Source organism: Amycolatopsis sp. N2S4-7, from assembly GCF_058119595.1.
Genome location: NZ_CP172299.1, coordinates 1724074 through 1735990 on the forward strand (window position 1 = coordinate 1724074; position 11917 = coordinate 1735990).

Genomic DNA, 11917 nt, shown 5'->3' on the forward strand with positions numbered 1-11917 from the left:
AGGTGCGTGGATGAGCGTCCCGACGGTGACCGAGCTGCTGCTGGCCCGCGCCGAGGACGAGCGTCCCGGCCTGCTGTTCGAGGACGAGACCTACTCCTGGGCCGAGCACGTCCGGGCTTCGGCGTGCCGCGCGGCCGACCTCCGCGAGACGTTGAACTGGGACAAGCCACCGCATGTCGGCGTCCTGGCCGACAACACACCGGCGTTCTCGATCCTCCTGGGCGCCTGCGCGTTCGCCGGCGCGGTGCTGGTCGGGCTCAATCCCACCCGGCGCGGTGAAGCCCTCGCGCGGGACGTCCGGCTCGCCGACTGCCAGTTCGTGCTCGCCGAGCGGAAGTACCGGCCCCTGCTGGCGGGACTGGACCTCGACGTGCGGGACCTGGAATCGTGGCCGCCGGCGAACGAGCCGATCGATCCCGTCCCCGCGTCGGCGGACGACCTGCTCATGCTGATCTTCACCTCCGGCACCAGCGGCGACCCGAAGGCCGTGCGCTGCACCCACGGGAAGATCGCCTTTCCCGGCGCGATGCTCGCCCAGCGCTTCGGGTTGTCCACATCGGACACCGTGTACGTCGCGATGCCGATGTTCCACTCCAACGCCATCATGGCCGGCTGGGCGGTCGGGCTCGCGGCGGGCGCGGGCATCGCCCTGCGCCGCCGGTTCTCCGCCTCCGGCTTCCTGCCCGACGTGCGGAAGTTCGGCGTGACCTACGCCAACTACGTCGGCAAGCCACTGTCCTATGTGGTCGCCACGCCCCCGCGCCCGGACGACGCGGACAACCCCCTGCGCCTCGTCTACGGCAACGAAGGAGCGAGCGCCGACCTGGCCGCGTTCGAGAAACGCTTCGGCTGCAAGGTTGTCGACGCGTTCGGCTCCACCGAAGGCGGCGTGGGGTTCGCCCGCACCGACGACACCCCGCCCGGCTCGCTCGGCAAGCCGGCCGAAGACGTGGCCATCCTGCACCCGCACACCGGCCGCCGGTGCCCGCCGGCCGAGTTCGACGCCGAAGGCCACCTGGTCAACGCCGGGGAAGCCGTCGGCGAACTGGTCAACACGACCGGCGCCGGCTGGTTCGCCGGGTACTACCGCGACCCCGAAGCCGACGCGGAACGGCTGCGCGACGGCCGGTTCCACACCGGCGACCTCGCCTACGCCGACGCCGAGGGGTTCTGCTACTTCGCCGGGCGGCTCGGCGACTGGCTCCGCGTCGACGGGGAAAACCTCGGCACCGCACCGATCGAACGCATCCTCCTGCGCCACCCCGCGATCACCGACACCGCCGTCTACGCGGTGCCCGACCCGGTGACCGGGGACCGGGTGATGGCCGCCATCGTCACCGACGGCACTCCACTGGACCCCGCGGGGTTCGGCCGTTTCCTCGCCGACCAGCCTGATCTCGGACCGAAACAGGTGCCGAGGTACGTGCGCACGGTCCGGGAACTGCCGCGGACGTCGACGTTCAAGGTCGTCAAGCGGCGGCTTTCCGCCGAGGGCCTGAACTGCCCCGACGTGCTCTGGGAACGCGTGGGGCGGGAGATCGCCTACACGACGATGCCGGTCGCGGGTCAGCCGAGCCCGTAGCGCCGCAGCTTGCGGTAGAGCGTCGCGCGGCCGATGCCGAGGAGGGCCGCCGCCTGGACGCGGTTGCCGTCGGCCGTGCGCAACGCCTCGGAGATGGCCAGGCGCTCGGCCTTTTCCAGCCGGGTCAGGCGCGGGTGCGCCGGTGACGAGCGCAGCCGTCCCGGCAGGTGATGCGCGCTGACGGTCGGTCCGGCGGCCTCCGCGGCCGCCGCCGCGATCACGGCCTTCAACTCGGTGAGGTTGCCCGGCCAGTCGTGGCGCTGCAGGGTCGCGCGCGCGTCCTGCGTGAGGTGGACGCCACCGAACCGCCGCGCCAGTTCGGGGATGTCGGCCGTCCGCTCGCGCAGGCCGGGCACCAGGATCTCGACCGGCGACCAGCCGGTGCGCAGCGCCTCCGCGCTGGCCGGCCGGGTGCCGGTGGTGCACGTCGCGATCACCCGCGCGGGATGCGCCTCGGTGAGGAGAGCGGCGAGCCGCGCGGCGAGGCTGCGACGCAGGCGTTCGACGTGACGCAGCAGCACCGCAGGTCGTACGAGCGCCTTCGCGACCTCCTCCAGCCAGCTGTCGACGTCCGCCGCGTCGAGGACGAGGGGGTCGCCGAGCACCGCCCGGGCGATTTCGGTCTTGCCCACGCCCGGTTCGCCGAGCAGCAGCACCGGCCGGACGCCGGCCCGCGCCACGGACCGCTCCAGCGAGCGCCAGGCGGGCGAGCTGCCGGACAGTCCCGCGTCCGCGAAGAGCGACAGCCGGGCACTCCGGCGTCCCGCACGCGGCCGGGGCGGGTCGACGACGACCAGCACGCCCCGGCTGTCCCCCGGTACCGCCGGGTGGAGGTGGACCTTCACCCCGTGGTCGAAGGTCAGTTCGGTGGTCGGCAGCGCGCCGTCCCTCGCCGCCTCGAGCGCCCAGGACTCCAGGGTGTCGAGGTCGCGGGGCCGCAGCAGCCCGGCGGCGGCGTCGCTGACGAGCCTGGTCCGGCCGTCCAGCACGGCGACCGGGTACCGGCCGGGCCCGGCTCGCAGGTAGGCCTCGAGCAGGCGGTGCTCGTGCGCCGACGCGGCGTGCACCAGCTCGCGCTCGATCGCCCCCGTCGCCGTGGTCGTGATCGCGCGCAGCACCCGCAGCGGCGCATCGAGCCCGCACACCACGGCGACCGCGCCGGTGATCTTCCGGGTGACCGGGTCGGTGACGGGGGCGCCCGCGCACACGGTGTCCTGGTACAGCTCGAAGAGGTGCTCGGGCCCGCCGACCACGCACGGGCCGCCCGTGTCCAGGACGTGGCTGATCCCGTTGGTCCCGGTGGAGCGCTCCGACAGGTCCGTCCCCAGCCGGGTGCCGATGCGGGCGAGGTGGGCGCCGACGGCGTCCCGGCCGGCCCAGCAGCCGACGACGCGGGCGTGCCGGTCGCTGAGCACCAGCGCGGCACCGAGCCCGGCGAGGTCTTCGGCGAGCGGGGCCAGCACCGGGGTCGCGGCGCGGACCAGCGGGGTCTCCAGCGAGACGGGAACGGCGGGCACGTGGTCTCGGGTGACGTCCAGTTCGGCGAAACACGACCGGCGCCACGCCGCGGACAACCACGCGGGCAGGTCCGCCGGCAGGCGCCGGTCGGTCAGGAAGCGTTCCCTGGCGTGCCGAAGGCGGGCGACGCCGTCCCGCGTGTCGATCTCGTAGCTCATCCGTGGTCACTCCATTGTGGTCACCGGACTGCTCCCCGCTGTCTCATTGTGAGACAACCGCGCGGGGTGCGGACTCGTCAAGGTGAGGGCATGACGACAGATTCCGTAGCCCGCCGGGAGAGTGCCCGGCCCGCGCCGCTCACGTCCGCGGACGTCGAAACCGACGTGGTCGTGGTCGGCGGTGGCGGGGGCGGCCTGCCCACGGCGTTGTTCAGCCGCTGGCTCGGCAACGACGTGGTCCTGCTGGAGAAGGCGCCCGAGCTCGGCGGCACGGCCCGCAAGGCCGCGTTCTGGTACTGGGTGCCGGACAACGAGCCCATGCGCGCCCTCGGCATCGAGGACCGGTTCGAGGACTTCCTCCGCTACGTCGCGCGCCTCTCCCAGCCGACCCGGTACGACCCGGGCAGCCCGACGGCCGGGCTGACCGAGTGGGAAGCCGCCATGGTGCGCGCCATCCACACCAGCGCGAGCCCCGCCGCCGAGCTGCTCGCCGACCGCGGGGCGCTGACCTACCGGCACTGCCCGGACGTGCCGGACTACTGGTCGGAGCTGCCGGAGGACAAGGCGCCGACCGGCCGCGTGCTGGTGCCCGCGGACGCTCGGGAATCGATGTCCGACGGCGGGGTGCGCGCGGTCGAGCAGATGTCCGGAGCGGCCGCGCGCGACGGCGTCGACGTGCGCACGGGACACCGGGTCCAGCGGCTCGTCCTCGACGGCGGCCGCGTCGCCGGGGTCGAGGCCACGACCGCGGCCGGGGACACCGTGCGGGTGCTCGCGCGCAAGGGCGTCGTCTTCGCGACCGGCGGCTTCACCCACGACGACCGGCTGCGTCGCGAGCACCTCGGCGTCCCGGCCTACCCGGGGTGCGCGGCGATCACCAACGAGGGCGACTTCCTGCGCATCGCCTCGACGCTGGGCACCCAGCTCGGCACCATGAACCACGCCTGGATGTGCCCGGTGCCGCTGGAGAAGGTCGGGCGGCCCGACCTGGTCGGCATGTTCTCGGTGGCCGGCGACTCGATGATCTTCGTGAACCGGCACGGCGAACGCGTGACCAACGAGAAGCTGCCCTACAACGAGGCCGCACGGACGTTCTTCCACTGGGACCCGGCCACCGGGAGCTACCCGAACCTGGTGCTCGTCCAGCTCTGGGACCAGCGCAGCCAGGACCACTCCGCCAGCGGCGAGTACGGCCGCCTGATCGTCCCGCCGGGCGTCGACGACACGCACGTGCTCACGGCACCGACCCTCGGCGAACTCACCGCGAAGATCCGCGAGCGGCTCGCGTCCCTCGCCGCGGAAACCGGCGGCTTCACCCTCGCCGACGACTTCGCCGCGAACCTGCCGGGGACGATCGACCGGTTCAACACGTTCGCAGCGAAAGGGAAAGACGAGGACTTCGCCCGCGGCGAGACCGCGATCCAGCTGGTGTTCAACGGCCCGGTGAAGGACGAGCCCGGCCGCGCCAACCCGACCATGTGGCCGATCAGCACCTCCGGGCCGTACTACGCCGCGCTGGTCACGGGCGGCACCCTGGACACCAAGGGCGGCCCGCGCACCGATCCGGACGGGCGGGTGCTGGACGACCTCGGCGCCCCGATCCCCGGCCTCTACGGTGTGGGCAACTGCGTGGCTTCCGCGTCGGGGCGCGCCTACTGGGCGGGTGGCGCGACCCTCGGGCCGATCATCGCGTTCGCCTACCGAGCCGCCCACGCCGTCGACCAGGCCTGACCGGCCCCGGGCGGGCCGCCGCCGGCCGGGCACCGGATGTCCGGCGCCCGGCCGGCGGCAAGACGGATCGCACGGCGTCACGGCCGGTACAGCCGCGCGAGGGTGGCCATGTCCTCCTGGCCGAGACCCGCCTCCTGGGCACGCCGGACGACCCCGGCGGCGGTCCCGACCGTCGGGGCGTCGCGTCCCGGGTCGGCGACCGCGGCGAGGAACAGCTCCAGGTCCTTGCGCACCAGGTCGACGGCGAAGGCCACCGGGGGCATGCCGTCCGCGAGGAAGGCGTCCCGCTTGTAGTGCACGTACGGCGCGGCGATCACGGATTCGCCGATCGTGTCGTACGCCGTCCGCAGGTCGATGCCCGCGCGCGTCGCGGCACCCAGCACCTCGCCGAGGGTGGCGTTGAAGGTGTGCAGCAGCGCGTTGAGGCAGAGCTTGAACGTCGACGCGGCGCCCACGGGTCCGAGCGGGATCGTCTTCCTGCCCAGGTGGCGCAGGACCGGTTCGGCCGCGGAGAGGTCTTCCGCGGCGCCCCCGAACAGCACCGTCAACGTCCCGCCCCGGGCCGCGCCGACCGAGCCCGACACGGGTGCCTCGGCGAACCGGATCCGGCGCCCGGCCAGCGTTTCCGCGATCTCACGGGAGATCCCGGGGCCGGACGTGCTCATGTCGAGCACCAGCGTGCCCTCGCCGAGCACGTCGGCGACGTCGCCGAGGACCGCGCGCACGGCCGGGCCGTCGGCGAGCATGGTGATCACCACCTGGGCCCCGGTCACGGCCTCCCGGGCCGAGGCCCCGACGTACCGCCCGGCGATCCCGGCCCGCTCCGCCCGCCGGGGGTCGCGGTTCCAGCCGGTGACGTCCACGCCCTGGTCGATCAGGCGCAGCAGCAGCTGGGAGCCCATGGCGCCCAGACCCAGCACAGCGACCTTCACGAGCGCCTCCCCGGATCGATGAGGACCTTGCCGTCCACTCCCCCGGCGGCCAGCCGGGCGAGACCGCGATCGGTGAGCTCGTCCAGCCCGATCACGGAGTCGAGCAGCTCGCCGCCGAGCACTCCGGCGGCGAGGATGTCCAGCGCTGGGCTCAGGTCCTCGCCGCACACGTGCGCGACGGTGGACTCGACCGTGATCTCCCGCAGGACCAGGCCGAACAGGTCGACCGACGGCGCCTGCTTGGGCAGCCCGACGGCCAGGACCCGGCCGCCGTCGGTGACCATCCGGACCGCGTTCTCGAACTGCCCGGGCGCGCCGCTCGCCTCGATCACCACGTCGGCGCCGCGCACCGCCTCGACGACGTCGTCGGCGGCGTCGACCGTGCGCGCCGCTCCGAGCCGCTTGGCGCGCTCCAGCTTGTCCCCGGCGAAGTCGATCACCGTGACTTCGGTGTCGCCCAGGTGCCGCAACCCGGCGAGGACGAACGACCCGATGGCACCGGCGCCGATGACGACCACGGAGTCCCCGGGCCGGACGCCCGCCCTCCGCGCCGCGTGCAGGCCGACCGCGAGCGGCTGGGCCAGCCCGGCGTGGTCGAGGGACACCCCCGCCGGGATCCGCCGGAGAGTGGCCGCCGGCACCGCGACGTACTCGGCGAGCCCGCCCGGCGCGTTCAGCCCCAGCGTGTAGTACCCGCGGCACAGGTTGGTGCGGCCCTCCCGGCAGCGGCCGCACTGTCCACAGGAGACACCCGCACCGGAGGCCACCAGCTCACCCGCCGCGAACCCGCCCGCGCTCTCGACGACCTCTCCGACGAACTCGTGGCCGATGACCATCGGGCCGAGGTGCCCGCTGCCGGGGTGGCGCCGGGTGAGCGGCACCATCTTCGGGCCGGCGGCCCACTCGGTGGCGTCCGATCCGCAGATCCCGCTGCGCCGGACGGCGAGCAGCACCTCGCCGTCGCGAGCCCGCGGCACGGGCACTTCTTCGATCCGGACGTCCCGGCGGCCGTGGTAGACGGCCGCGCGCATGGTCCCGGTCATCGGGCCGCCCCGAACTCGAGGTGCACCTTGATGTTCTTCGCCGTGTCGCGGGAGGCGGTGATCGCCTCGGCCGCGCGGTCGATCGGGAACCGGCTGGTCACCAGGTCGGAGAGGTCGATGCCGGCGCGGTTCATGAACCTCAGCGTGTCCGGCCAGACCCCGGGTGACCCGGCGATGCCCCGCACGCTCAGTTCCTTGGACTGCAGCAGGCCCAGCTTCGCCGGCGCGCTGCCCCCGACGTCGATGCCGACGTAGACGACCCGGGCCCGGTGGGCGGCGACCTCGAGCGCGTCGGCCATCACCGCCGTCCGGCCGGTCGCCTCGACCACCACGGTGCCGCCCGTGCCGCCGGTGGCCTCGGCCACCTGCTCGGCGATCGGGGCCACGGCCGGGTCGAGGACCAGTTCGGCGCCCAGCTTCCGCGCCGCCTCAGCGCGTCCGGCCGCCGGCTCGACCGTGATGGTGCGCGCGCCCAGGGCCGCGGCGCCGGCCGTGACGCCGAGGCCGATCGGCCCGGCCCCGAACACCACCACGGTGTCGCTCGCGTTGACGTTGCCCGCTTTGACGAGGGCGTTGTACCCGCAGCTGAACGGTTCGACGAGCGCACCGTCGGTGAAGGACAAGGAGTCGGGCAGCCGGTGCAGCCAGGCGGGCTTGGCCACGAAGAACTCCGCGGCGGCCCCGCTGAGCGAGAAGCCGAAGTGGTCGTCGCCGATCACGCACTCGCCCACGACGCGGTCGCCCACGGCCAGGTCCGTCACCGCGGCACCGGTCTCGACGATCTCGCCCGACCACTCGTGGCCGGGGATGATCGGGTAGCTGAACGGGATGATGTAGCGACCTTCGAGCAACTCGATGTCGGAGTGGCAGATGCCGACCGACCGGGCCGCGACGAGCACCTCGTCGGCGGCGATCCGCGGCACCTCGAGGTTGTCGACGGACAGGGTGTCCGCGGCGGTGAACCTCAGGGCTTTCATCGTCGAACTCCCCTTTCGTCGGGTGCTTCGGCCAGCCGGTCCGCGACCGCCCGCAGCAGGTCGCCACCGGCGAGGCCGGCGGGCGCGGCCAGCGTGAGCGGCACCCGGGTCCGCCACGCCAGCGCCGGTTCGCCGTCGGCGAGGCGCACGGGCACGACGTCGAGGGCGGGCACGCCGGCGGCGAGCACGACCTCGCCGGGCGCCGCGGCCGGGACGGTCCGGACGCCCGGCACCGAGCCGGCCACGAGCCGTGGCCGGGACCTGATCCCGGCGTCGGACCAGACCCGCGCCACGGCGGCGTCGAGCAGCGCCGCCAAGCGGTCCGGCGCCACGTCGGGGACGACGGCCGCGACCTCGTGCACGACCGTCGGCGCCGCCACGGCGGGCTCGGCCGCGGGCTGCGCGTCCAGCAAGGCGGTCAGGATGCGCGCGGTGAGCCGGTGCGGGCCGATGTCGAACCGGGCGGGGTCGGCGCGGCGCTCGTGCAGCAGCCGCCGCACGGCCGGGGACCACGGGCCGCCGCGCGGGGTGGCGGGCCGGGGGTAGGGCGTCGTCACGGTCATCCGAGCCTCTTGCGGATCGTCTGCACGATGCGGTCGACGCTGGGGATCACCGAGTCCTCCAGCGACGCCGCCGACGGCAGCGGCACGTGCGGGGAGGTGATGCGGACCGGGGGCGCGTCGAGGTCCCAGAAGACCTCGTCGGCCGCCAGTGACACGATTTCCGCGCCCCAGCCGAGCAGCTGGGGGTTCTCCTCGACCGTGAACAACCGGCCGGTGCGCGCCACCGAGCCGAGGATCGTGCGGGTGTCCAGCGGGACGAGCGAGCGCACGTCGATCACCTCGAGGTCGATCCCCTCGGCGGCCAGGGCGTCGGCGGCTTCGACCGCCCGGGGCACCATGAGGCCCAGCGCGACCACGGTGGCGTCCGAGCCGGCCCGCCGCACCACGCTGGTGCCGAGGCTGTCGACGATCTCGCCGTCGGGCACCTCGCCCTTGCTCGCGTACATGCCCTTGTGCTCGAAGAACAGCACCGGGTCCTCCGAGCGCACCGCCGCGGCCATCAGCCCGACGACGTCACGCGGGTTCGACGGCGTGACGACCTTCAGGCCGGGGACCGCCATCGCCCAGTTCTCGATCGACTGCGAGTGCTGCGCGCCGAACCGCAGGTTGCCGCCGTTGCCGGTCTTGATCACCAGCGGCAGGGTCACCTGGCCGTTGGTCATGTACCGCGTCTTCGCGATCTGGTTCACCACGATGTCCCAGGCGACGGCGAAGAAGTCGGAGAACATGATCTCGGCGACCGGCCGCAGCCCCGTCATCGCCGCGCCCATCGCGGCACCGAGGATGGCCTGCTCGGCGATCGGGGTGTCGATCACCCGCCGCGGCCCGAACTCCTCCAGCAGGCCGGGCGTGGTCTTGAAGACGCCGCCCGCGCCGGCGACGTCTTCACCCAGGAGCAGCACCCGCTCGTCGCGGCGCATCTCCTGCGCGATGCCGCGGGCGACGGCCGCGCGGTAGGTCAGTTCCGCCATGACGATCCTCCGTCGGCCCACACGTCCGTCAGTGCCGCCGAGCCGTCGGGCTCGGCACCGTTCTGCGCGACCTCGGTCGCCTCGTCGACCACGGCGGCCACCTCCGCGTCGATCGCGTCCAGTTCGGACTCCGGAACGCCGAGGCGGGCGAGACGGCCGCGGTAGACGCCGATCGGGTCGTACTCGAGCCACGCCTGCACCTCCTTGTCCGGCCGGTACTTCCCCGGGTCGGCCCGCGAGTGCCCGCCGTGGCGGTAGGTGGTCGCCTCCAGCAGGCACGGGCCTTCGCCCGACCGCGCGTGGGCGAGCGCCTCGCGGGCGGCGAGATAGACGGCGTCGACGTCGTTGCCGTCCACCGTGCGGGCCTCGAGCCCGTAGGCCGCCGCGCGGTCGGCCGCGGGCCGCGCCACGGCGGTGATGTCGGCGATCGCGGTGTACTCCATGTAGAGGTTGTTCTCGCAGACGAACACGATCGGCAGCGCGTACACCGCGGCGAAGTTCAGCGCTTCGTGGAAGGCGCCGATGTTCGTGGTGCCGTCCCCGAAGAAGCACACCGCCACCTGGCCGCTGCCGCGCAGCTGCGCCGACAGGGCCGCGCCGTTGGCGATCACCAGGTGCGCGCCGATGATCGCGTACGACCCGAGCATGCCGTGCTCGACGCTGGTGAGGTGCATCGAACCGCCCTTGCCGCCGAGCAGGCCGCTTGAGCGGCCCATCAGCTCGGCGAGCACCGGGGCCATCGGGACGCCACGGGACAGCGTGTGGGCGTGGCCGCGGTAGGTGGCGAACGTGTAGTCGTCGGCCCGCATCACCTCGCCGAAGCCGGCCGAAATCGCCTCCATGCCCAGTGACAGGTGGCTCGTGCCCTTGACCAGGTTGCGCATGAACAGGTCGTAGGCGCGCTTTTCGAACTGGCGCAGCTCCTGCAGCCGCCGGTACAGCGCGCGGCGGGTGTCCGGCGGCACGGCCGCGTGGTCGAGTTCGCGGTTCTCCAGCGGCGGGAGCACCACGGGGTGCTCGCCGTAGGGGTGTTGCTGCAGCGGCAGGATCATGCGATGACCTCCCCGCGGCCGGCGGCCGTGTTCAGGTGCGACTGCGCTTCCCGGGCGGTCGGCAGCACGCCGTTCACGGCGATGTACCGCGGCCCGGCGACCAGCAGCTCCTCGGCCGGGAACTTGGTGATCACCTCGCAGCCGTCCGGGGTCACCACGAGCTCCTCCTCGATCCGGGCCGCGCCGATGCCGTCGGCCGAGGGCCAGTACGTCTCGAGCGCGAAGACGTTCCCGACTTCGAGGGTCTCCGGGTGCTCCAGCGAGACGAGGCGGGAGAAGATCGGCTTCTCCCAGATCGACAGCCCGACGCCGTGGCCGTACTGCAGGCCGAACGCGGCCTCCTCGTCCGGGAAGCCGAACTCCCGGGCGGTCGGCCACACCGACACGATGTCCGCGGTCGTGGCCCCCGGGCGGACGAGCGCGATGGCGCGGTCCATGTATTCACGCGCCCGGACGTAGGCGTCGCGCTGGGCGCTGCTGGCCGAGCCGACCGCGAACGTGCGGTAGTAGCAGGTGCGGTAGCCCTGGTAGCTGTGCAGGATGTCGAAGAACGCGGGGTCGCCGGGGCGGATCAGCCGGTCGGAGAAGACGTGCGGGTGCGGCGAGCAGCGTTCACCGGAAATCGCGTTGACCCCTTCGACGTACTCCGAACCGAGGTCGTAGAGCGACTTCGACACGAGTCCCACGCACTCGTTCTCCCGGACACCGGGCCGCAGGAACCGGTACAGGTCGTCGTAGGCCGCGTCGACCATGGAACAGGCCTGGGTGAGCAGCGAGATCTCGTCGGCCGTCTTGACCCGGCGGGCCTCCATGAAGACCTGCTGCCCGTCGGTGACGGTCACGCCCGCGCGCTGCAGGGCGGCCAGGATCGGCAGCTCGATCACGTCGACGCCGAGCGGTTCGCCCAGCAGGCCGAACTTCTCCAGCTCGCGCTTGATCTTCGCCGCCACGGCGTCGGCGATGCCGGCGTCGGGGTGGAACGCCCCGCGCAGGGTCGAGATCCCGGCCCGCGCCCCGGACTCGGTGCGAGGCCGGACGGCGCCGTGGTGCGGCGCGTGCGGGTCGGCGTCGGCCTCCGCGGTCGTGGTGGCCAGCCACGGGTTGTACAGCTGGTGGTGCTTGGCCGCCGAACCGAAGTCCCACACGATCGGGTCGGTGGCGCGGGTCAGCAGCGCGAACCGGATGAGCTTGTCCATCGCCCAGGTGCCGATGTGGGTGGCCGACATGTAGCGGATGTTCGTGAAGTCGAACGCGAGGACGGCGCCGAGGCTCGACTTGTCGAGCTGCTCGCGCAGGCGCTGCAGCCGCTGCGTGCGCAGGCGGTCGAGGTCGATCCGGTTCTCCCAGTCGACGGCGTTCGTCCCGAAGGTGGCGATCGGCATGTGCTTTC

Annotated in this window: 10 protein-coding genes; 2 read left to right on the top strand and 8 right to left on the bottom strand. The window is 73.4% G+C overall.

Going from position 1 to position 11917, the window contains the following annotated elements; all coding sequences use genetic code 11:
- The first annotated feature begins 10 nt into the window (after nt 1-10).
- Nucleotides 11-1582: a long-chain-fatty-acid--CoA ligase gene (locus tag ACH54P_RS07855; RefSeq protein WP_489911670.1), complete on the top strand. Its 1572-nt coding sequence runs from the start codon at nt 11-13 to the stop codon at nt 1580-1582.
- On the opposite strand, the gene ACH54P_RS07860 is transcribed toward ACH54P_RS07855, so the two are convergent.
- Entirely contained in the window at nt 1567-3258 is a 1692-nt protein-coding gene (locus ACH54P_RS07860) for a sigma-54-dependent Fis family transcriptional regulator (RefSeq protein ID WP_489911671.1), read from the bottom strand. The two genes, ACH54P_RS07855 and ACH54P_RS07860, sit on opposite strands and share 16 nt — an antisense overlap.
- Nucleotides 3259-3348: 90 nt before the next feature.
- Between ACH54P_RS07860 and ACH54P_RS07865 the strand changes: the two genes are divergently transcribed.
- Entirely contained in the window at nt 3349-4989 is a 1641-nt protein-coding gene (locus ACH54P_RS07865) for an FAD-dependent oxidoreductase (RefSeq protein ID WP_489911672.1), read from the top strand.
- Between the two features lie 77 nt (nt 4990-5066).
- On the opposite strand, the gene ACH54P_RS07870 is transcribed toward ACH54P_RS07865, so the two are convergent.
- From ACH54P_RS07870 to ACH54P_RS07900, 7 genes are read right to left on the bottom strand one after another with little or no spacing between them, the layout of a single operon-like run.
- Complete coding sequence (locus ACH54P_RS07870) at nt 5067-5921, bottom strand: NAD(P)-dependent oxidoreductase (protein WP_489911673.1); 855 nt, start codon at nt 5919-5921, stop codon at nt 5067-5069.
- Complete coding sequence (locus ACH54P_RS07875; RefSeq protein ID WP_489911674.1) at nt 5918-6964, bottom strand: zinc-dependent alcohol dehydrogenase; 1047 nt, start codon at nt 6962-6964, stop codon at nt 5918-5920. The genes ACH54P_RS07870 and ACH54P_RS07875 overlap by 4 nt, the downstream gene beginning before the upstream one ends.
- Nucleotides 6961-7941: a zinc-dependent alcohol dehydrogenase gene (locus ACH54P_RS07880; protein ID WP_489911675.1), complete on the bottom strand. Its 981-nt coding sequence runs from the start codon at nt 7939-7941 to the stop codon at nt 6961-6963. The genes ACH54P_RS07875 and ACH54P_RS07880 overlap by 4 nt, the downstream gene beginning before the upstream one ends.
- The gene (locus tag ACH54P_RS07885; RefSeq protein ID WP_489911676.1) at nt 7938-8504 is read right to left on the bottom strand and encodes a hypothetical protein; all 567 of its coding nucleotides are present in this window, start codon (nt 8502-8504) and stop codon (nt 7938-7940) included. The genes ACH54P_RS07880 and ACH54P_RS07885 overlap by 4 nt, the downstream gene beginning before the upstream one ends.
- The gene (locus ACH54P_RS07890) at nt 8501-9475 is read right to left on the bottom strand and encodes an alpha-ketoacid dehydrogenase subunit beta (RefSeq protein WP_489911677.1); all 975 of its coding nucleotides are present in this window, start codon (nt 9473-9475) and stop codon (nt 8501-8503) included. Before ACH54P_RS07890 ends, ACH54P_RS07885 begins: the two co-directional genes overlap by 4 nt.
- Entirely contained in the window at nt 9463-10527 is a 1065-nt protein-coding gene (locus ACH54P_RS07895) for a thiamine pyrophosphate-dependent dehydrogenase E1 component subunit alpha (RefSeq protein WP_489911679.1), read from the bottom strand. Before ACH54P_RS07895 ends, ACH54P_RS07890 begins: the two co-directional genes overlap by 13 nt.
- Nucleotides 10524-11909 (bottom strand): M24 family metallopeptidase, encoded by a 1386-nt coding sequence (locus tag ACH54P_RS07900; RefSeq protein WP_489911680.1) that lies wholly within the window; start codon nt 11907-11909, stop codon nt 10524-10526. The genes ACH54P_RS07895 and ACH54P_RS07900 overlap by 4 nt, the downstream gene beginning before the upstream one ends.
- Between the last annotated feature and the right edge of the window lie 8 nt (nt 11910-11917).

What these genes read in the sequence shown, in the direction of transcription:
- ACH54P_RS07855 (WP_489911670.1), top strand. Translation starts at nt 11, where the DNA reads ATGAGCGTCCCGACGGTGACCGAGCTGCTGCTGGCCCGCGCCGAGGAC.
- ACH54P_RS07860 (WP_489911671.1), bottom strand. Translation starts at nt 3,258, where the DNA reads ATGAGCTACGAGATCGACACGCGGGACGGCGTCGCCCGCCTTCGGCAC.
- ACH54P_RS07865 (WP_489911672.1), top strand. Translation starts at nt 3,349, where the DNA reads ATGACGACAGATTCCGTAGCCCGCCGGGAGAGTGCCCGGCCCGCGCCG.
- ACH54P_RS07875 (WP_489911674.1), bottom strand. Translation starts at nt 6,964, where the DNA reads ATGACCGGGACCATGCGCGCGGCCGTCTACCACGGCCGCCGGGACGTC.
- ACH54P_RS07880 (WP_489911675.1), bottom strand. Translation starts at nt 7,941, where the DNA reads ATGAAAGCCCTGAGGTTCACCGCCGCGGACACCCTGTCCGTCGACAAC.
- ACH54P_RS07885 (WP_489911676.1), bottom strand. Translation starts at nt 8,504, where the DNA reads ATGACCGTGACGACGCCCTACCCCCGGCCCGCCACCCCGCGCGGCGGC.
- ACH54P_RS07890 (WP_489911677.1), bottom strand. Translation starts at nt 9,475, where the DNA reads ATGGCGGAACTGACCTACCGCGCGGCCGTCGCCCGCGGCATCGCGCAG.
- ACH54P_RS07895 (WP_489911679.1), bottom strand. Translation starts at nt 10,527, where the DNA reads ATGATCCTGCCGCTGCAGCAACACCCCTACGGCGAGCACCCCGTGGTG.
- ACH54P_RS07900 (WP_489911680.1), bottom strand. Translation starts at nt 11,909, where the DNA reads ATGCCGATCGCCACCTTCGGGACGAACGCCGTCGACTGGGAGAACCGG.